Here is a 17,800-nt window from a genome sequence, read left to right on the forward strand (position 1 = left end):
TTCAGCTCGGCGGGCGCTCCGGCGCGGGCGCGGAGCGCTTATGCGGACGCGGCCGCGGAAAGTCGCGATACTTCGTCCAGTTGCCGAACGGTCCCGGCATCCGGCGCAGATAACCATTGTGCGCGAACGGTTTCAGCACCATCGCGGCGAAGTTTCCAAGCGCTCGAACGGTCCGCGGATGCCGCGCCATCTTCGCAAACCGCCGCGCGCCGCGGCGCGCCCGCTCTATCGCGCGCGGCCATCGGATTGGATGCTCGCCGGTGCTTTCTTTCCAGCGCAAATGGAGCAGGATTCGCGGGATGTCGATCTTTACGGGACAGATATCCTTGCACGCGCCGCACAGCGTCGACGCAAACGGCAGGTATCCCGCGGCGCTGCCGAAAAGATTGGGGCTGATGATCGATCCGATCGGTCCCGGATAGACCGAGCGATACGCGTGGCCGCCGATGCGCCTGTAGATCGGGCATACGTTCAGGCACGCACCGCATCGGATGCAATTCAACGCCTCGCGCAGAACCGGATCCGCAATCATCGAGCTGCGTCCGTTGTCCAGGATCACCACGTGCATCTCGCCCGGCCCGTCGAGTTCGCCCTCGCGCCGCGGCCCCGTGATGAAACTGGTGTAGGTCGTGAGCTTCTGCCCGGTCGCGGTGCGCGCGAGGATCTCCAGGAAGTGGCTCAGGTCTTCGAGCCGCGCGATGACCTTCTCGATCCCCATCACGGCGACGAACGTCTCCGGCATCGTGCTCGACAGCCGCCCGTTGCCTTCGTTCTCGACGATGACGAGCGTGCCGGTTTCCGCGATCGCAAAATTGACGCCGGTAACTCCGAAATCCGCGTTCAGAAAAATCGCGCGCAATCGCGAGCGCGCTTCGGCCGTGAGTTTTTCAGGCTCCGCCGTGTACTCGATGCCGAACTTGTCGGTGAAAAGCTGCCCGATGTCCTCCTTGGACAGATGAATCGCGGGCGTGATGATGTGCGACGGGCGCTCGCCGCGAAGCTGCACGATGTACTCGCCAAGGTCGGTCTCGACCGCGTCGATTCCCGCGCGTTCGAGCGCGCCATTGAGCTCGATCTCCTCCGTCGTCATCGACTTGCCCTTGACGACGGTCTTCGCGCCGCGCCGCTTCGCCAGTTCGACTATATAGTCGCGCGCATCCGCCGCATCCTGGGCGAAGAACACCTTGCATCCGCGCGCTTCGAGCTTCGACGTCAGTTCGATTAGCAATTCGTCGAGATGCGCAATCGCGTCGGTCTTGATTCGATGCGCCGCGTCGCGCTCGTCGTCGTACGCCGGGAACTCCGCCTTCACTTCGGCGAAGTGATCGAGATGCCGCGCGCTGGCGTTTTCGAGCTTGCGCCGCAACTCATGGTCGCCGACGGCGGCGCGGCTCGACTCGAAGAAATCGCGGGCTTTTGGAAATTCAGCCATCTGGGGTGTCGCGCGTTGGTTGTCGCTCGATCGGCGCGGCGTAAGTTTATCAGCGCAACTTCAGTTTATCAGCGCAACCTGGCGAATCAGGCGCAGCACCGCTTCGCGCGCCGCCTCGGCCGCGGGATGCTCGGGCGCCTGCGAAAGAAGACTCTGGAAGTCTTCGAGCGCCGGCTTGAAGCATTCCAGCCGCTCGAACAGGCCGCCGCGTTCCACCAGCTCGTCGAGCGCGCGCGGTTCCAGCATGATAATCCGATCCAGCGCCGCCAGCGCGCGCGTCCACTCCGACGCCCCCAGGTAAATGATCTTCAGGTTGCGAAGCATCCGCGCCAGGATATGGCGCGCGCCGCGCTGCTTCAGCATCGCGGGATTCAATTCCACCGGCTGTCCGTAAATTTGCGTCAGGCGCGCGCGAATCTCGTCGAGCGCCAGAATCTTTCCGCCGACGAATGGATCGATGAGCAGTTCGCCGCGCTCGTCCACCGCCTTGACCAGGAAATGCGTCGGGAACGAGACCCCGTAGAGGTTGAGACCGAGCCGGCGGCCCACTTCCAGATACACCACCGAAAGCGTGATCGGAATTCCCAGGCGCCGATTGATCACGTCGTTCAGAAATGAGTTGCGCGGATCGTTGTAGTTCTCGGCGTTGCCCTCGAAGCCCTTCAGCTCGAATAGAAAATGCGAGAGCAACTGGACCCGTTCCACCGTGTCCTCGCCCGCGCGGACGATTGGTTCGGCTTCACGCGCCAGCGTCGCCAGCTTGTCCAGGTATTCTTCGATGTCAAGCTCGGGATATTCTTCTTTCGCGATCAGCAGCGCGCCGCGCGCCAGTGGCACCGGCTCTTTCGCCGCAAGCATCGCAAATTCTCGCCGTGCATCGTTCATCGGGCGGGCACCGTTCGTAACAGTCTCGCCTTGCGCAAATGCTTTGACAAGCGCCCGCCATCGGTTTGTTCAGTTTGTCTCGAGCGCCGCCGCCGCCTCTTCGCGCACCGCCGCGTCGCAGTCGCCAAGCGCGCGCTCGAGTGCGCGGCGCGCAGCACTCGCTCCAATCTGTCCCAGCGCCCATGCGGCGTGCGAGCGGATCAATGGCTCGGGCTCGGTCTCCAGCGAGCGCGCCAGTGGCGTCACCGCGTCGGGATTTCGCGTGTTGCCGAGCGCGACCGCGACGTTGCGCAGCAACCCGCGCCGCTTGGCGCGCTTCACCGCGCTCTTGGTAAAGCGGCGCCCGAACTCCTCGTCGTTGAGCGCCAACAGCTCGGGCAAACGCGGGACAAGATCGGTCGAGCCGTCGTCAGCCGCCAGATCGTTCCATGGACAAACGTCGTTGCAAATGTCGCAGCCGAAGATCCAGTTGCCGAGCTTGGGCCGCAACTCGCGCGCAATCGCGCCGCGGTTTTCTATCGTCTGATACGAGATGCACAAATCCGAGCGCATCACGTAACCGTCGGCAAGCGCCCCGGTCGGACACAAGTCCAGGCATCGCCGGCATGTCCCGCAATGTTCGCGGTAAGGCTCCATCGTCGCCTCGAATTCCGCGTCGGTGAAAATCTCGGCGAGAAAAAAATACGAACCATGGCCGCGATTCAGGATCATCGTGTTCTTGCCGAACCATCCCAGCCGCGCATCCACCGCCCATTCGCGCTCGAACACCGGACCGGTGTCCACATACGCGCGCGCGATCGAGCCGGGACGAATTTGCGAAATCACTTCGGCTACCGCGCGCGCTCGCCGGCCCACAACGTCGTGATAGTCGCGGCCAAGCGCGTATGCCGCGATTCTGCCGCGCAGCTCGCCGCGCCAATCGACCTTGGGAATCGCGCGCGCCGCGTACGGATAGCCGATGCTCACGACGGACCTGTAGCGCGCATCGAGGCGCCGAGGATCGAACCTGCGCTCGGGCTCTCGCGCCAGGTAAGCCATCGTCGCGTGACCGCCGTCGTCGAGCCATTGGCGATAAAAGTTTTCGCGCTCCCTGAGTTGACGCAGCGGCGCAAATCCAACCAAAACGAATCCAAGTTCGTTGGCGGCGCGGGTCAGCGTTTCACGCGAAACATCCATGACGATGCCAAAACGCTAGCATTTCGCTGGGCTTTTCGCTCTGGTAATGGTGGATGCATTGACTCCACTATTGCGCTACGATTAGTTTGTTGGCGAGGCGCATGATCGACGGGTAAGCGCTCCTCGCCGGAGGTTTGTAGCAGAAATGGCCGAAGGACTTCATATCGAGCATCACGGGCACACTGAACCGGCGCCGGCCGAGCGAATCGATACCGCGTCGCTGCCAGACGTGAAGCTCACGCCCACCGCGAACGAGATGGTCCGCAAGATGTACGCGAAGGAAGGTCTTGGCGCGGGCTATGGAATGCGAATCGGCGTGGTCGGCGGCGGATGCTCCGGGTTTCAGTATTCACTGAAGTTCGACACGTTGAAAGAAGGCGATCGGGTGACGGATTTCGGCGGCGTGCTGGTGTACGTGGACGAGGTTTCGCTGCCGTATATCGCGGGCACGACGCTCGATTACGTCGAAGGACTGCACGGCGCGGGATTCCGCTTTGACAATCCGCGCGCGAGCCGCACTTGCGGATGCGGGTCGTCCTTCAGCGCGTAAGACTAACGACTGGTTGATTTACCAGGCCGCTCCGATTGGGGCGGCCTTTTTTATTCCAGCGGGCGCTGTGTTAAACCCAACCCCCGATGCTCGCGGGATTGCTCTACTGGCTGTCTCCGGCGCGCCGGCGCTTCATGCGGCGGCTGGCGAAGCCGGGACTCGACGCGATGCGCGCACGATTGGCCGAAGCGGGATCGCCGCGCGCGATTCAGTTCATCTCGACCATTCTCTACGCCAACGCCGACTTCCTTGCCTACGCGCTTTCGTCGAAGGGGCCGCTTAAGATGTATTGCGATCGCGCGACGCCCGAGCGGGTGTCGGCGTGTATCAGCACGATGTTGATCTACTCGGTAAATCTGTTTGCGCGCGACGAGATGACGAACAATAAGAGCGAAATGATCGCGCTGCTCGCGCATCTTGCGGCCGTCAAGCCGACCCAGGTGATGCTCCGGCGCGACGCGCTGCGCAAGGCGCCGCGCTCCGAGGAGTGGATGGTGCTGACGTGGCTCGCGAAGGATCTTGGCGCCGAGGCGCCGAAGTACGACGCCGAGCTTGAGCGCATCTTCGGATACAATTATCTGTCGTACATCGCTCAGTACCGGCCGGCGCTGGAGCGCGCGATGGCCGCGGCGGACACGGCCTGAGCTTCGTTCGGGTGGAGAAAGCTGTGCAGGATCTCAAGCTGAAAGATCTCGAGGGGCGCGGAATCATCGTCACCGGCGCGACGCGCGGAATCGGCCGGGCGATCGCGCTGGAAGTCGCGCGGCGCGGCGCCAACGTATCGTTCAACTACGTCAGGAGCGATCAGAATGCGGCCGAGCTGAAGGCCGAAATCGAGAAACTTGGCGGCAACGCGCTCGCGCACAAGGTCGATGCCGGCGACCTGAAGAACGTGCGCGAGATGGTCAACGCGACCAAGAAGGAATTCGGGCAAATCGACGGGCTGGTCAACAACGCGGGCATGACGCGCGACAAAGTATTCGTGATGATGTCGGAAGAGGATTGGAGCGAGGTCATCCGGGTCAATTTGACCGGCGCGTTTAATTTCGCGCGCGCGGCGGCGTTCATGATGATGAAAGCGAAGCGCGGATCGATCCTGAACATCACCTCGGTCAGCGGGATTGTCGGGATCCCGGGTCAGGCGAACTATTCGGCGGCGAAGGCCGGATTGATCGGGCTTACAAAATCGGTCGCGAAAGAAGTAGGGCGGCTCGGCGTTCGCGTCAACGCGCTCGCGCTCGGATTTATCGAGACCGACATGACGGCTGCCATGCCCGAGGAGAATCGCACGCAGGCGCTCGCGATGATTCCGCTCGGCCGCTTCGGCAAGGTCGAGGACGTGGCGCCGATGGCCGCATTTCTGCTGTCGGATGCGGCGTCATATATCACCGGCGCAGTGATCCAGGTGGACGGCGGCCTCGCAATGTGAGGGGGACGCGGGCGAGCGTTACGCGCCCATCTTGATGCCCGGCGGGAGTTTCCATGCGGAGGAATCGAGCTCGCGATCGCGCTCGGAAAATTCCCAGTAGTGGCCCTCGATGTCCCGTGCCTCGTAAATGCGCCCGCCCCAGAATTTGTCGTCGGGCTCGGAGATGATGAAGGCGCCGGCCGCCTTGGCCCGCGCGAAGTGGCGATCGATGCCGTCAACGTACACCTTCACCGACTGAGTTAGCGTGCCTGCTATCCGCGGGCTCTGGCGGCCGTGTCCGCCGGCCGTGCCGAGCGAGATGAGGCCGTCGCCAACTTCCATCCAGGCCAGCACGAACCCATCGCCGGTTAGACGCGCGCCGGCTCGCTCGCGAAAGCCGAATGTGCGAGTAAGGAATTCGACGGCCGCGGGTACATCTTCGTACGCAAGGGCGGGAACGACGGTTGGTGTGCGCCAGAGTTTCGATGCCATAAGCGTGCCAGTTCCTCTGGATGCGGGTGCTGACAGTATAAACCGTCGCGCCTGCGAAAGGTTACGAGGCCCCGGCCCCTGTTAGAAGGCGAGTATGCGGTACTTGACGGATAAGTAGGATTGCGCTATCGTGTTTTTATGAACACGAAACGCGACAAGCACAACCCAAAGTTCACGCCGCAAATGACCATCGGCCAGTTTGAGCGGATGTTTCCCGATGAGGATTCTTGTCGCACGTATCTCGCTCAGCGGCGCTGGCCGAACGGCGCGGTTTGCCCGCGTTGCGGCAAACAGGATCACGTCTATTCGATTGCGAAGCCGTGGCACTGGGAATGCTCCAATCCTGAATGCCGCAAGGGTAACGCCTACCGATTTTCCCTGACGGTCAAGACGATCTTCGAGAACACGAAATACCCTCTGCGCGTATGGTTTCACGTTCTCTACTTGATGCTGACCAGCAAAAAGGGAATCAGCGCGCTTCAAATCCAGCGGATGATCGGTTCCGGTTCGTACAGCACGGCCTTCTACATGTGCCATCGTTTGCGCGCCGCGATGAACGATCCGGAGTTCCGTCAGCTCATGGGCATCGTCGAAATCGACGAAACATATATCGGCGGCAAAGAAGGAAATCGCCACTGGAATAAGAAAGTCGGCGGAAGCGGGACCTATGGCAAAATTCCGGTCATCGGCGCGATCTCGCGCAAGGGAAACGTGGTCTGCAAGATGATCGAGAACACCGATACTGAAACGCTGACACGATTCGTCCGCAAGACTGTCAGCGACAAAGTTGATCTGGTCGCGACCGATGAACACTCCGGCTACCGGCTGCTTAAGTGGGCGATGCCGCATGAAGTCGTAAAGCACAGTAAGGGTGAATACGTGCGCGGCGAAGTCCACACGAACAACATGGAATCGTTCTGGTCGCTGCTCAAACGCGGCGTGGTCGGCACGTACCACAACGTCAGCAAGAAATACCTGCCGCTGTATCTGGCGGAGTTCAGTTTCCGGTTCAACAATCGCCACGAACCAGACATCTTTGGGAAGGCGATAGCAGGGTGCTGAGACGTGGGAACTGGCGACCGTCTCAGCTATCTGAGAACGTCGCCAGCGAACCGGAGCAATTGGAGTTGCGCTTTCCCTAAAGATAGACATCCGACTTTTCGATTATGTCGCGCAGGTTGTTTAGATAGCGTTGCAGGGAAATGTAGGTTCCGTGCTGGTAGCTATGAAGGTCATTCAACGCGACCGGCGTCAGAATCGCCCCCGGATCATGAATGAACGCGGCAAGCGCTTCTGTGGAATAGCTACGAAGCCGCCGTTCCGTGTCGATTGTCCAAACGTGTACGAGTTGAATCCATGCATCCATCTCTTCTCGGCTCGGATGTTCTCGACCTATCGGTGAGCGCGGCGCTTTAGCGAGCAATAACTGGCCTTTCCGTAGGTCATCAAGCAGTCGCTTCTTTCTCCGCCGTATTTTGAAGCTTCGTACGATGTGGTACGCGATTTCGCCGCCGATTAAGGCCAAAACCAGCACTTCGACTATCAACATCGTGTAGTCGAAAGCGTCGTGTCTCTGAAAAGCGCGCCTGAGCGTATCGGCCACGATCATCAAAAGAGCGCCCACCCTTGTTGCGTAGTATCGGGTCTTTCTTCGCATTGACCCGACCTATCCGAGAGTACCGGAGACACGGCTATCCGTCAACTTCCGGATACTCGCCTGTTAGAAGGGGTAAAGGGGAAGGAAGATCCGGGGTCCCTCGGCTCGGCGGACTTCCCAGCATTGCTCCATTTAACAACGACTACGGTTTGTCAGTGCCGTTCCCGTGCTGCTTGCCCTGTTGCTGACCCTGCGGCTGCTGCTGATGCTCTTGACGGGTGGTCGCCTGCTCCGGTTTCTGTTTCTGCTCGCGTACCGCTTGCTGTTGCTGATTGCGCTGGTCTTGCGGTTGCGCCGCCTGTTGCTGCTTAGGGTTCCGCTGCTGTTGCTCACGCGCGGCCTGACGTTGCTGGTTCTGCTGTTGGTTCTGCTGATCTGGTTCGTGTGCCGCCTGTTGCTGCTGAAGGTTCCGCTGCTGTTGCTCACGCGCGGCCTGACGTTGCTGGTCCTGCTGTTGGTTCTGCTGATCTCGTTCGTGCGCCGCCTGTTGCTGCTGAAGGTTCCGCTGCTGTTGCTCGCGCGCGGCCTGACGTTGCTGGTCCTGCTGTTGGTTCTGCTGATCTCGTTCGTGTGCCGCCTGTTGCTGCTGAAGGTTCCGCTGCTGTTGCTCGCGCGCTGCCTCACGTTGCTGGTTCTGCTGCTGCGTCGCTTGGTTGGTCCAATTCTGGCGTTGCCTGAGCCAATCGGGATGATTAGTCTTCACCCAATTTGGATCCTTGTTGTACCACCATTGTTTATAGCGCCATACGTGCTGCTGGTCGTAGGCGCCATCACGATCGGGCCAGCGTGAGTTGAGCGAGATCCAATCGGGGTGATTGTTATAGAACCAGTCGGGATTGTTCTGATGCCACCAGTAGGCATCGCGCCATTGGTGCTGGTCGTCATAGTCGCCCCATTGTGTTTCGGCCGGTCCCGTTGACCAGTATTCATTGTTAAGGGCCTGCCATACGTAAGGATGGTTCGCCAGGTACTGCTCCAACTGGGGATGCTGCCTGCGCCAATTGGCATTGTAGAGCAGCCCCGGATTCCGCGCGAGTTCTCGCGCGACGTTCGGATGATTTGCCAGAAACCAACGAAAGCTTTGGTCTGGTTGATACTGCGGGACATCGTTGAACCAGGGATAGTAGTTCGAGAAGCCGGGCACCTGCGGCCCCCCAAACTGGACCGTGACCTGCGCCGCGGCGCTTGTAGCGATCGCAAGTGCAAACAGGACCGCGCCGAACCATGCAATCGCTTTTGTCTGCTTTATTCTTGAGCGCGACATTTGCTTGTCCTCCTCCGGCTGTTTGACGGCTATTTCCCTCGACCATTCCTGCGCGGGCTCGGCACACGCCGATCGGCGCTGCCGCCTCCGATTGATCGGTGCGGGTCTGACCTGCGCCGACAAATGGGCCGGCGGTTGGCTTCAAGTTCGCATAGCCATAGCTCTACCCGATCGAGCTTCAACATTATGGATTTCGACCTTGCATCCGACACCCGAGGTACCTATTTGGGTTGTGATGACCGCGATGGTCATGAAGTTGGATTGTACTTCACTATCCTCTTCATGATGGCCACTCCGGCATGGAATCTGTTCTAGTTACCGTACTAGCCGGGAGAATGCGCGATTTTTTCGCGAACCTATTTCACAGCATTCTTTGCCTTGTCGACCACGCGCTCCACGGTCTTCTTAATCTTGCCGGTGGCTTGGTCAAGCTTCCCTTCCTTCTTCAGACGCTTGTCATCCGTCAAAACACCAACTGCTTCTTTCACACGGCCTTTGATCTTGTCGCTCGTTCCGCTCATTAGACTGTACTCCTCGATGATTGGCACGATGTTCAGCAGGCTCATTTAACCTGCGCCATAGTAGCCGTGCGATATCCGGAAGCCATCGCTGCGAACAAACCTGGACTATAGGGTTGGCCCTGCTTCGATAAATGTGGTTGTGCGCCAGCCTTTGCGTACGAGTAATTCGCTTTAGCCGCTGGAATGCCGGTTGAACTCTCGATCTTGTCCAAGCGCACAATCATTTGCCGACCTTGACGGATAAGCAGATGCTCACGCACGAACTCGGCCAAATGTTCGGTGACTCTGGGTCGCGACGCGCCCACCAGACCGGCCAGGTCCTTTTGGCTGATGGAGACTCGCAAAAGGGTGCCGCGTGACTCTGTGACTCCGAAGTCCGAACATAATTGAAGAAGCGTAACCAGGAGACGCTCGCGAAGGTCGAGGCCCCCTGCGAAGAACCGATACCATGGCATCAGATTGTCATCGTAAAATTTTCTTAAGGCAGATTGGGGCACCGTCCTGGTAATGACGTCGAATTGGTCCCAGCTCAGACTGCCGACTCTGCATTCGCCATGAGCCTCGCAGCGAAAGTCCCGCCGGTTGGCTGGGAGAGAAACAAACTGGGGGATTGGACCGGGCGCAAGTAAAGCTATGGTTACACGCTGGCCAGCCTGGCTCAGGCAAGTGATCTTCGCCACGCCCCTTAACAGAATATTGACACCTGCCGCGAGCGCCTCTTCAGAAAGGATAACCTCGCGCCTTCTGAAGTTTGCTGAATTGAGGCCGCTCGCAAGCTCTTGCAATGCGTCGGGCGAGAGAAACGACAAGGGTTTCAACCGATTCAACAAATCGAGGTCGGTGTGAGGCGCGTTTTTCTGTCCGTCCATTTTCCCTTCCTCCAGCAACTAACCAAGGCGCTTATCGAGAGTTGGTCCAGATTGCCTTATTTCATATTGACCACGATTCAGATTTCCTTATACGCCAAACGCGCTACTTGTGCCAAGTCCACGCCCGGTTTTTCACTCCGGAGCACGGCCCAACCCCTGCACCCGTGGCGGAAAGAAAATGAGCCGAGGACCCCCGGCTCCGAAATCTCCGGGGCCATTCCCACGAGCGTTTCCGCTCTCGCGCTTCGCCGCCCGCGCGAGTAGCTTCTTTTCATCCGAGCGGCCGGCAGCGCGACAACCATACGCGGAGGTATGATGCATATGTACGGAAATCAGGGACTCGAGATAGTGACGCTGCTGGCGTTGCTCGAATACTCGATACTCGGCCTGATGGTTGGACAAGCGCGACATAAATATGGCGTCGAGGCGCCCGCCACCACCGGCAATCCCGACTTCGAGCGGCACTTCCGTGTGCATATGAACACGCTCGAGAGTCTGATCGTCTTCATCCCGGCATTGTGGATTTTCTCGCTGTCGGTGAACTATCACTTCGGCGTCGCACTCGGATTGTTGTTCGTGATCGCGCGGATCATCTACGCCTTGGGCTACTTGAGCGCGCCGGCCAAGCGCGCGCCTGGCGCAATCGCCACCGCCGTGATCAACGCCATCCTCGTGCTGGGCAGCTTGATCGGAATCGCAATCAAAGCCCTCTAACAAACTTCGATTTTTCCGGCGCCTCAAATGGCGAGGAGTTGGAGGTTTCTCCTTACACAGGTGCAGGGACCGGGGCCCCTGCCCGCTGCTTTACCCCGGCGGGCGCCGCGGCTAAAGTCTCTAAGTTCACGATTCCATTTTTGATTCATCATCAAGGAGAATTCGCTTATGGCGGAAGAACGCAAAGGCGCCGTTACGATGCGGGGAAACCCGATGACCCTGGTCGGCCCCGAAATCAAGGTCGGACAAAAGGCACCCAACTTCAACGTCGTCGGCAAGGGGATGCAGCCCGCGACGCTCGACCAGTTCAAGGGCAAGGTCAAAATCATCTCCAGCGTCCCCTCGCTCGACACTCCAGTCTGCGACGCCGAGACGCGCCGCTTCAACGTGGAAGCGAGCAAGCTGCCCGGCGACGTCCAGATTCTCACCATCTCGATGGATCTGCCGTTTGCGCAGGCGCGATGGTGCGGCGCGGCCGGCGTGGACAAGATCACCACGCTCAGCGACTGGCGCAGCGCGAGTTTCGGCACCGGCTACGGCACGTTGATCAAGGAGCTGCATCTGCTCGCGCGCTGCGTTTTCGTGGTGGATAAGAACGACAAGGTCACCTACGTCGAATACGTCAAGGAAGTCGCCGAGCAGCCCAACTTCGAAGCTGCGCTGGAAGCGGCCAGGAAAGCCGCCGCAGCCTGACTGCGATTCATCCCGCGGGCGGACGTGTCACAGACGCGTCCGCCCGTGATAGATATTCTTCCTCATGCCGGCCGATGCGCCCAATCGCCACGCCTTCACCGACGCGCTCAAGCGCGGCCTCTACGAGGCGATCTTCCGCCGCCGCGACATCCGGGAGTTCATTTCCGATCCTATTCCCGACGATGTCCTGGCGCGCGTGCTGACCGCGGCCCATCATGCCGCCAGCGTCGGCTTCACGCAGCCGTGGGACTTCATCGTCGTGCGCAGCCTCGAGCGGCGCCGCCGGGTGAAGGATATTTTTGAAAACGAGCGCCAAAAAAACGCGGCTCAGTTCAGCGGCGAGCGCCGCGAAAAATATCTCTCGCTCAAGCTCGAAGGCATCCTCGAAGCTCCGCTCAACCTGATCGTCACCTGCAAGCCCAATCGCTTCGGTCCCGCCGTGCTCGGCAAGACCAGCATCCGCGATGTCGAGATTTACTCGGCGTGTCTGGCGGTCGAAAATCTTTGGCTCACGGCGCGCGCCGAGGGCCTGGGGATGGGATGGGTCAGCATCATGCGCAACGACGCGCTCGCCGAAATTTTCGGCATCCCGGATGACGTCATTCCCATCGCCTATCTATGCCTCGGCTACGTCCGCGCGTTTCCCGACCGCCCCGTACTCGCCAGCGCACAATGGGCCGATCGATTGCCGCCGCGCTCCCTGATTCACTTCGATTCGTGGAGCGACGCGAGCGAGCGAAGCTCGACCGCCGCCGATTCGCTGCTCAGGAAGATCGACGACCATTCCATCTGGCTCGCGATCTTTCCCGAAGATTCACCTGACCGACCGCCCTCGCGCGACTGAATTCGCAGCCACAGCACTGCTTGCGGGCTGGAGCGGGGCGTGATGCGATCACGCGGCCATGTCTTTGCTCGACCAAACTATCGCCTCGATCCTCCCGCTCGACAACGAAGCGGCGTGGGCCGCCGACGCGCGTCTGAACTCCCTGACCAAGCCGCCCCGCAGTCTTGGCCATCTCGAAGAACTCGTGCGCCGCTACGCCGCAATCCGCCACGACGAATCGGTAAAGTCCGGACGCGGTGCGATTGCCGTCTTCGTCGCCGATCACGGCGTCGCGGACGAGGGCGTCAGCGCATTCCCGCAGGCCGTCACGGCCGAGATGCTCCGCAACATCGCCGCCGGCGGCGCCGCAATCAGCGTGCTCGCGCGCCGCTTCGGTTACCCGCTCAAAGTCGTCGATGTCGGCGTCAAGATCGATACCAGCACCGAGCCGCTTAAGGGCGTGACTTATCGGCGCGTCGGCGCCGGCACTCGCAACTTCCTCGACGGCCCGGCGATGACGCCGGAGGATACGACGCGTGCGCTCGAAGTGGGAATCGACATCGCCCGCGGGCTCGCCGATAGCGGAGCGACGTTGATCGGCATCGGCGAGATGGGAATCGCGAACAGTACGCCAGCCGCCGCGATCCTTTCGGCGCTAACCGCGATCCCGCCGGACTCGATGGTGGGGCGAGGCACCGGACTCGATGACGCCGGCGTGCGCCGCAAGATCGAAGTGGTCGTGCGCGCGCTCGAGCTGCATCGCGCGGCGACGGCGTCGGGCCAGTCGATGCTGGCTGCGCTCGGCGGTTTCGAGATCGCTGCGATGGCCGGGGTGTGCATCGGCGGCGCCGCACTCAATGTCCCGATCGTGGTTGACGGTTTCATCGCGACGGCGGCCGCCGCGGTCGCGGAGAAGATTCATCCGGGATTGTTCGATCATCTCTTTTTCAGCCATCGCTCCTCCGAGGGCGGCCATGCGCTCGCGCTCGAGCACTTCAAGCTCCGTCCCATTCTCGATCTCGACCTCAGATTGGGCGAAGGCACCGGCGCCGCACTCGCGATGAACGTGATCGAATCCGCGCTCGACTTGTTCCACAACATGGCGACGTTCGCGGGCGCGGGCGTCTCCGGCAAAGTGCGATGAGCGACGACGCGAGCGCGCCGGCCGGCGACGCCATGCTCGCGAGCGGCTTCTTTACGGAACTGCGGCTCGCAATCAGCTTCCTTACCATTGTGCCGGTGATCGATCGCCGTCGCGCATCCAAGGACGCCGTCGCGGCATCGTTCGCATGGTTCCCGATTGTCGGTTTCGTTCTCGGCGCCGCGCTCACCGCCGAGGATTGGCTGCTCGCTCACGTCTTTGCGCAGGTGATTCGCTCGGTTCTCATCATCGTCTCTCTCACCGTCGTCACCGGCGCGATTCATCTCGACGGATTGGCGGACACGGCCGACGCGCTCGGCGCGGGACGCGATCGCGAGCGCGCGCTCGAGATTCTCCGCGACAGCCGCGTCGGGACTTTCGGCGCGAGCGCAATTTTCTTCGATTTGACGCTCAAAATCCTCGCGCTCTCGACTCTGGCGGGTCAGCGCCGATACGCCGCTCTGCTGCTGGCGCCGATGCTCGCGCGTTGGGCGATGCTCCTGGTCGCCTCGGGATTGGTCTATCTGCGCTCCTGCGGCTCAGGATCGACGCTGCTCGGCAACCAAAGCAAAAGCCTGGGCTCCCGCGCTGTCTTCGTCGCGATTTTCACACTCGCCGTTGTGCCGATGCTGGGTGCGTTGCGCGCGGTCGCTCTTGTCACCGCGGTCGCAATAGTAATCGTGTTCAAGATGCGCTGGTTCTACCGGCGATGGCTGGGAGGAGTGACGGGTGACTTGATCGGCGCGTGCGGCGAGCTGGTCGAGATTGCGGTCCTCATCACGATGGCATCGTGACGCTCACTTCAGTTTGAGCGGATATCCCGCGACCATCAGCAGCGCCTGCTCCGCGACGGCCGCGACTTTCTGATTGGTCCATCCCAGCAGATCGCGAAAACGGCGCGACGCCGCGTGATCCGTCGGCACGATTCCCGCTCCAACTTCATCGGTCACGACGATGCTCGCGAACGACGCATCCTTCAGCGCCGCCGCCAGCTTGTCCGCCTCCGCGAGAATGGTCCCGTCCATCTCGCGGCGCTGCATCAGGTTGGATATCCATAGCGTCAGGCAATCGAGCACTACCAGGTCCGCGCGATCGCCGAGCCGCTCGAGCGCGGCGACCACCTGGACCGGCTCTTCGACGGTCTGAAAGTCCGGCGGTCGCGTCGTTTGATGAAATTCGATTCGCGCCGTCATTTCTTCATCGAGCGCCTGCCCGGTCGCGACGAAGAATCTGCGTTGATATGGGAGCGCAAGCTTCAACGCCTGCATACTCTTGCCGCTTCGAGCGCCGCCGGTGATTAGCGTTACCGTGCCCATGCGAATCACCAAGCGTACACGATCGCGTCGCGCGTGACGAAAATTTCCGCTCTGCGCGAACTCGCCTTGACTGCGAACCGCGCCGCGCATAAGTTCTGCGTCGCACCCGGTGCTCGGGAAGCCGGTTAAAATCCGGCGCTGCCCCGCAACTGTGTGGGGGGACGACGGCCTATCATGCCACCGCTTAGGCGGGAAGGCGGGCCCGAGGACGAACCCCAAGCCAGGAGACCGGCCGGGTCATTAACTGTCTGCCTTCCGCGGGGAGGGTGGCCTCAGGCACGGTTTTCCTGAAGCCCGATCCCTCGAATCGCGAGGCGTCGGGTTTTTCTTTTTTGTTGCCCGACCGCTCCCCCGCGCGCCGGCAGCCTTTGAGCTCGGAGGGAGTTCATGCAGTTTTCTAGTTGGATCCTGTCGACAATAGTTGCGATATCGCTGTTCGCGCCGATCGCGCGGGCCCAGGAGCCTGCGTCGGCGCCGTCGCCGGCGCAAACTCAGACCAAGTCCGCGCCGGCAAAGCCGAAGGCCGCGCCGCCGGCGACGCCGCCCAAGAAACAGGAGGCGCAGAAGCTCAATCCGGTGGTCGTCACCGCAACCAGGATCGAGCAGCCGATCGCCGACATCGGTACCACGATCACGGTCGTCGAAGACCCGCAAATCCAGGAGCAGAAAATCGACCGGGTCGGCGACGTGCTCCGCCAGGTGCCCGGCCTGCAGGTCACCCAGAGCGGCTCGCCCGGCTCGGTCACCGACGTATCGATTCGCGGCGCGACCTCGGCACAGACGCTGATCCTTGTCGACGGGGTCGAAGTCAACTCGGGCGCGACCGGCGGCTTCGACCTGGCCAACCTGACGACCGACAATCTCGATCGCATCGAGGTTTTGCGCGGCGCGGGCGGTTCGTTGTACGGCTCGCAGGCGATCGGCGGCGTCGTCAATGTGCTCTCGCGGGAGGGCGAGGGCGCTCCGACAGCGAGCCTGGTTTCAGCGGGCGGCAATCGCGCGACCAGCCAGCAGGTCGCCACCGTCAGCGGCGCCGACGGAAATCTCCATTACTCGGGCGCGGTGTCGTACTTCTCGACCGAGGGGTTTCGTCCGGTCAACGACAACTCGGACAACCTCTCGCTCTCGTCTCGGCTCGATTACCATCTCGGCGACGACACCGTGATCCGCGGCTTTGCGCGCTATAGCGCGTCGAACGTGAGCCTGCCCAATTTTCTGGTGTTTGATGGCGTGCCGCTCGATCCGACGGCGCACGACCGCAACGAGTTCATGCTGTTCAAGGGCGAGGTCGAGCATCACTTCGGCGAAAACCTGATGGTGCGCGCGAGCGCGTTTTTCGTGCGCCAGGACCTGCGCCTGAACGCGCCGCCATTTCCGGCAGGCAAGGTTTTCGGAGCACCCTATTTCGAGACGGATTCGATTCCCGACGAGACTCGCGGCGGCCTCGCCGAGGCGATCTACACTTGGACAGAAGGCTTTCGCACGGTGGCCGGCTTCGATTTCAAGGATCGATGGGTCCGCTCGGGCAGCTCCTGCACCTTTTGCGAGCCCGTGTCTCCGTTCGGGGCGGGAACGACCACATTCCACGCGCGCCGCCAGGAATACGCGGGATACCTCGAGCAGGAGGGCAGTTTCCTCGACGGCCACCTTCTCGTCACCGGCGGATTTCGCGTCGATGGCAACAGCCAGTTCGGCAAGGAGGTCAGCCCCGCGTGGTCGGTCGCGATTCCGATTACAAAAATCTCGACCACCTTGCGCGGCAGCTACAGCGAAGGTTTTCGCGCGCCCGCATTCAACGAGCTGTACTACCCGAACTACGGCAATCCCAATCTGCAGCCCGAGATTTCCAGCGAGTACGACGGCGGATTCACCACCAACTTCGGCGAGCGCGCCTCTCTGACCGCGACCTACTTCTCGCGCCGCGTGCACAACCTGATTGTCACCGTGCCATGCAAGTACGGCCCGTCGTGTCTTTTCGGTGCGGAAGCGGGCAACGCGGCGCGCGTGGACGTGCAGGGCGTCGAGGTCGTTCCGAGCCTCACCATCGTCAAGGGACTGACGCTGAGCGGCAACGTGACCGTGCTCGACGAGACGCATAAAGATGCGCCGCTCAACTTCGCCAAGGCGTTTTTGACCCCGCCGCGTCCGCTGCGGGTGGCGAAGCACACCGCGTCGGCGCTGCTGCAATACGTGCGGAGCGCGAATTTTCTCCCCAACGATCGAATCACGGCCAGCGTCAATTACATCTTCGTCGGCGATCGCGACGACATCACGGTGAGCGGAGTTCCACCCATCGCGAATCACGCCGCGTACAATCTTGTCAGCGCGGTCGTGTCGTACGCGATGGGAATCCCGCTCAGCCATGTGAACAACGAGGAGGTTTTCGCGCGCGTGTCGAACCTGATGGACCGCGACTATTCGGAAGCGTTCGGATTTCCCGCGCCGACGATTAACGTGCTGGCGGGGGTGAAGCTGGATTTCGATTAGCGCCGCGCGCGCGTCAGAAGCCGATCGCCTGCTCGGTCGCGAACGACTGTCCTGTCGTAAGAGGACCGGACGTATCCGGTTCCAGGGACTGAGGGCCAACCGGAAGCTCCGGGGGGGAGCGGAGTGTTCATCGGGGTCGGTGTCGCGGCTCCTGATGGCGCTGGCGCGGGGCCACCGGCGGCGGACGGTTGAGCCGCCCCGCTGAACGCGCCTGAGATCATGCGACAGTTTTCGTACTCCGAATAAGGAACAGGCGTCACCGCTTTAATCTGCTCCGGGCTCATCTTTTGGATTGCCGCGACATCGCTGAACACAGTCCGGCAATGCTCCCGCAGCGCCGTCCATTGGCCTTGAGTCCCGCCATCGGCGGTC

General features: G+C 61.3%; 19 protein-coding genes and 1 riboswitch. Of the genes, 10 read left to right on the top strand and 9 right to left on the bottom strand.

The genetic code is table 11. The features are described from left to right. Position 1: 1 nt before the first annotated feature. The 3 genes from VIO10_RS05465 to queG form a co-directional block, all read right to left on the bottom strand. The gene (locus VIO10_RS05465; RefSeq protein WP_331960542.1) at positions 2 to 1,432 is read right to left on the bottom strand and encodes a LutB/LldF family L-lactate oxidation iron-sulfur protein; all 1,431 of its coding nucleotides are present in this window, start codon (positions 1,430 to 1,432) and stop codon (positions 2 to 4) included. Positions 1,433 to 1,492: 60 nt separating this feature from the next. Then, on the bottom strand, positions 1,493 to 2,290 hold the full coding sequence (locus VIO10_RS05470; RefSeq protein WP_331960545.1) for a SirB1 family protein: 798 nt from the start codon (positions 2,288 to 2,290) through the stop codon (positions 1,493 to 1,495). A gap of 96 nt (positions 2,291 to 2,386) precedes the next feature. Continuing rightward, positions 2,387 to 3,493 (bottom strand): tRNA epoxyqueuosine(34) reductase QueG, encoded by a 1,107-nt coding sequence (queG, locus tag VIO10_RS05475; protein ID WP_331960548.1) that lies wholly within the window; start codon positions 3,491 to 3,493, stop codon positions 2,387 to 2,389. Positions 3,494 to 3,638: 145 nt separating this feature from the next. On the opposite strand from queG, the gene VIO10_RS05480 reads away from it, so the two are divergent. The 3 genes from VIO10_RS05480 (at position 3,639) to fabG (ending at position 5,472) form a co-directional block, all read left to right on the top strand. Then, positions 3,639 to 4,043: an iron-sulfur cluster assembly accessory protein gene (locus VIO10_RS05480; RefSeq protein ID WP_331960551.1), complete on the top strand. Its 405-nt coding sequence runs from the start codon at positions 3,639 to 3,641 to the stop codon at positions 4,041 to 4,043. Between the two features lie 86 nt (positions 4,044 to 4,129). Next, positions 4,130 to 4,687: a hypothetical protein gene (locus VIO10_RS05485; protein ID WP_331960554.1), complete on the top strand. Its 558-nt coding sequence runs from the start codon at positions 4,130 to 4,132 to the stop codon at positions 4,685 to 4,687. Positions 4,688 to 4,698: 11 nt separating this feature from the next. Next, entirely contained in the window at positions 4,699 to 5,472 is a 774-nt protein-coding gene (gene fabG, locus VIO10_RS05490; RefSeq protein ID WP_331960557.1) for a 3-oxoacyl-[acyl-carrier-protein] reductase, read from the top strand. Positions 5,473 to 5,490: 18 nt separating this feature from the next. Here fabG and VIO10_RS05495 read toward each other — a convergent pair whose 3' ends face one another. Continuing rightward, the gene (locus VIO10_RS05495; protein WP_331960559.1) at positions 5,491 to 5,943 is read right to left on the bottom strand and encodes a VOC family protein; all 453 of its coding nucleotides are present in this window, start codon (positions 5,941 to 5,943) and stop codon (positions 5,491 to 5,493) included. A 138-nt stretch (positions 5,944 to 6,081) separates the two neighbouring features. Here VIO10_RS05495 and VIO10_RS05500 point away from each other — a divergent pair, with 138 nt between their 5' ends. Next, positions 6,082 to 7,005 (top strand): IS1595 family transposase, encoded by a 924-nt coding sequence (locus VIO10_RS05500; RefSeq protein WP_331960562.1) that lies wholly within the window; start codon positions 6,082 to 6,084, stop codon positions 7,003 to 7,005. A gap of 76 nt (positions 7,006 to 7,081) precedes the next feature. Here the strand turns inward: VIO10_RS05500 and VIO10_RS05505 are convergent, their stop codons facing one another. From VIO10_RS05505 to VIO10_RS05520, 4 genes are all read right to left on the bottom strand, one after another. Continuing rightward, a complete protein-coding gene (locus tag VIO10_RS05505; RefSeq protein ID WP_331960565.1) occupies positions 7,082 to 7,552 on the bottom strand; it encodes a hypothetical protein in 471 nt (156 codons plus the stop codon). A 190-nt stretch (positions 7,553 to 7,742) separates the two neighbouring features. After that, a complete protein-coding gene (locus VIO10_RS05510) occupies positions 7,743 to 8,864 on the bottom strand; it encodes a hypothetical protein (protein ID WP_331960568.1) in 1,122 nt (373 codons plus the stop codon). A 356-nt stretch (positions 8,865 to 9,220) separates the two neighbouring features. Beyond that, positions 9,221 to 9,430 carry a CsbD family protein gene (locus tag VIO10_RS05515; RefSeq protein ID WP_331960571.1) on the bottom strand — a complete coding sequence of 70 codons (210 nt, stop codon included), beginning with the start codon at positions 9,428 to 9,430 and terminating at the stop codon, positions 9,221 to 9,223. Next, entirely contained in the window at positions 9,427 to 10,254 is an 828-nt protein-coding gene (locus tag VIO10_RS05520) for a Crp/Fnr family transcriptional regulator (RefSeq protein WP_331960574.1), read from the bottom strand. The genes VIO10_RS05515 and VIO10_RS05520 overlap by 4 nt, the downstream gene beginning before the upstream one ends. Before the next feature lie 321 nt (positions 10,255 to 10,575). Between VIO10_RS05520 and VIO10_RS05525 the strand changes: the two genes are divergently transcribed. The 5 genes from VIO10_RS05525 (at position 10,576) to cobS (ending at position 14,419) form a co-directional block, all read left to right on the top strand. Next, positions 10,576 to 10,968, top strand: a complete 393-nt coding sequence (locus VIO10_RS05525; RefSeq protein ID WP_331960576.1) for an MAPEG family protein — start codon at positions 10,576 to 10,578, stop codon at positions 10,966 to 10,968. 168 nt (positions 10,969 to 11,136) lie between these two features. Then, positions 11,137 to 11,661: a thiol peroxidase gene (gene tpx, locus VIO10_RS05530; RefSeq protein ID WP_331960579.1), complete on the top strand. Its 525-nt coding sequence runs from the start codon at positions 11,137 to 11,139 to the stop codon at positions 11,659 to 11,661. A gap of 64 nt (positions 11,662 to 11,725) precedes the next feature. Next, positions 11,726 to 12,505 (top strand): 5,6-dimethylbenzimidazole synthase, encoded by a 780-nt coding sequence (gene bluB, locus VIO10_RS05535; protein ID WP_331960582.1) that lies wholly within the window; start codon positions 11,726 to 11,728, stop codon positions 12,503 to 12,505. Between the two features lie 58 nt (positions 12,506 to 12,563). After that, positions 12,564 to 13,628, top strand: coding sequence for a nicotinate-nucleotide--dimethylbenzimidazole phosphoribosyltransferase (gene cobT / locus VIO10_RS05540; RefSeq protein WP_331960584.1), 1,065 nt, complete (start codon positions 12,564 to 12,566; stop codon positions 13,626 to 13,628). Beyond that, positions 13,625 to 14,419 carry an adenosylcobinamide-GDP ribazoletransferase gene (gene cobS, locus VIO10_RS05545; RefSeq protein ID WP_331960588.1) on the top strand — a complete coding sequence of 265 codons (795 nt, stop codon included), beginning with the start codon at positions 13,625 to 13,627 and terminating at the stop codon, positions 14,417 to 14,419. Before cobT ends, cobS begins: the two co-directional genes overlap by 4 nt. A gap of 3 nt (positions 14,420 to 14,422) precedes the next feature. Here the strand turns inward: cobS and cobU are convergent, their stop codons facing one another. Next, positions 14,423 to 14,941 (bottom strand): bifunctional adenosylcobinamide kinase/adenosylcobinamide-phosphate guanylyltransferase, encoded by a 519-nt coding sequence (cobU, locus tag VIO10_RS05550; protein ID WP_331960590.1) that lies wholly within the window; start codon positions 14,939 to 14,941, stop codon positions 14,423 to 14,425. 90 nt (positions 14,942 to 15,031) lie between these two features. After that, a riboswitch (cobalamin riboswitch) is annotated at positions 15,032 to 15,192 on the top strand. Positions 15,193 to 15,328: 136 nt separating this feature from the next. Between cobU and VIO10_RS05555 the strand changes: the two genes are divergently transcribed. After that, on the top strand, positions 15,329 to 17,428 hold the full coding sequence (locus tag VIO10_RS05555) for a TonB-dependent receptor plug domain-containing protein (RefSeq protein ID WP_331960593.1): 2,100 nt from the start codon (positions 15,329 to 15,331) through the stop codon (positions 17,426 to 17,428). Positions 17,429 to 17,800: the final 372 nt, after the last annotated feature.

It is taken from the genome of Candidatus Binatus sp. (assembly GCF_036567905.1).
Lineage (GTDB): Bacteria > Desulfobacterota > Binatia > Binatales > Binataceae > Binatus.

What these genes read in the sequence shown, in the direction of transcription:
- VIO10_RS05465 (WP_331960542.1), bottom strand. Translation starts at nt 1,432, where the DNA reads ATGGCTGAATTTCCAAAAGCCCGCGATTTCTTCGAGTCGAGCCGCGCC.
- VIO10_RS05470 (WP_331960545.1), bottom strand. Translation starts at nt 2,290, where the DNA reads ATGCTTGCGGCGAAAGAGCCGGTGCCACTGGCGCGCGGCGCGCTGCTG.
- queG (WP_331960548.1), bottom strand. Translation starts at nt 3,493, where the DNA reads ATGGATGTTTCGCGTGAAACGCTGACCCGCGCCGCCAACGAACTTGGA.
- VIO10_RS05480 (WP_331960551.1), top strand. Translation starts at nt 3,639, where the DNA reads ATGGCCGAAGGACTTCATATCGAGCATCACGGGCACACTGAACCGGCG.
- VIO10_RS05485 (WP_331960554.1), top strand. Translation starts at nt 4,130, where the DNA reads ATGCTCGCGGGATTGCTCTACTGGCTGTCTCCGGCGCGCCGGCGCTTC.
- VIO10_RS05495 (WP_331960559.1), bottom strand. Translation starts at nt 5,943, where the DNA reads ATGGCATCGAAACTCTGGCGCACACCAACCGTCGTTCCCGCCCTTGCG.
- VIO10_RS05500 (WP_331960562.1), top strand. Translation starts at nt 6,082, where the DNA reads ATGAACACGAAACGCGACAAGCACAACCCAAAGTTCACGCCGCAAATG.
- VIO10_RS05505 (WP_331960565.1), bottom strand. Translation starts at nt 7,552, where the DNA reads ATGATCGTGGCCGATACGCTCAGGCGCGCTTTTCAGAGACACGACGCT.
- VIO10_RS05510 (WP_331960568.1), bottom strand. Translation starts at nt 8,864, where the DNA reads ATGTCGCGCTCAAGAATAAAGCAGACAAAAGCGATTGCATGGTTCGGC.
- VIO10_RS05515 (WP_331960571.1), bottom strand. Translation starts at nt 9,430, where the DNA reads ATGAGCCTGCTGAACATCGTGCCAATCATCGAGGAGTACAGTCTAATG.
- VIO10_RS05520 (WP_331960574.1), bottom strand. Translation starts at nt 10,254, where the DNA reads ATGGACGGACAGAAAAACGCGCCTCACACCGACCTCGATTTGTTGAAT.
- VIO10_RS05525 (WP_331960576.1), top strand. Translation starts at nt 10,576, where the DNA reads ATGTACGGAAATCAGGGACTCGAGATAGTGACGCTGCTGGCGTTGCTC.
- tpx (WP_331960579.1), top strand. Translation starts at nt 11,137, where the DNA reads ATGGCGGAAGAACGCAAAGGCGCCGTTACGATGCGGGGAAACCCGATG.
- bluB (WP_331960582.1), top strand. Translation starts at nt 11,726, where the DNA reads ATGCCGGCCGATGCGCCCAATCGCCACGCCTTCACCGACGCGCTCAAG.
- cobT (WP_331960584.1), top strand. Translation starts at nt 12,564, where the DNA reads ATGTCTTTGCTCGACCAAACTATCGCCTCGATCCTCCCGCTCGACAAC.
- cobS (WP_331960588.1), top strand. Translation starts at nt 13,625, where the DNA reads ATGAGCGACGACGCGAGCGCGCCGGCCGGCGACGCCATGCTCGCGAGC.
- cobU (WP_331960590.1), bottom strand. Translation starts at nt 14,941, where the DNA reads ATGGGCACGGTAACGCTAATCACCGGCGGCGCTCGAAGCGGCAAGAGT.
- VIO10_RS05555 (WP_331960593.1), top strand. Translation starts at nt 15,329, where the DNA reads ATGCAGTTTTCTAGTTGGATCCTGTCGACAATAGTTGCGATATCGCTG.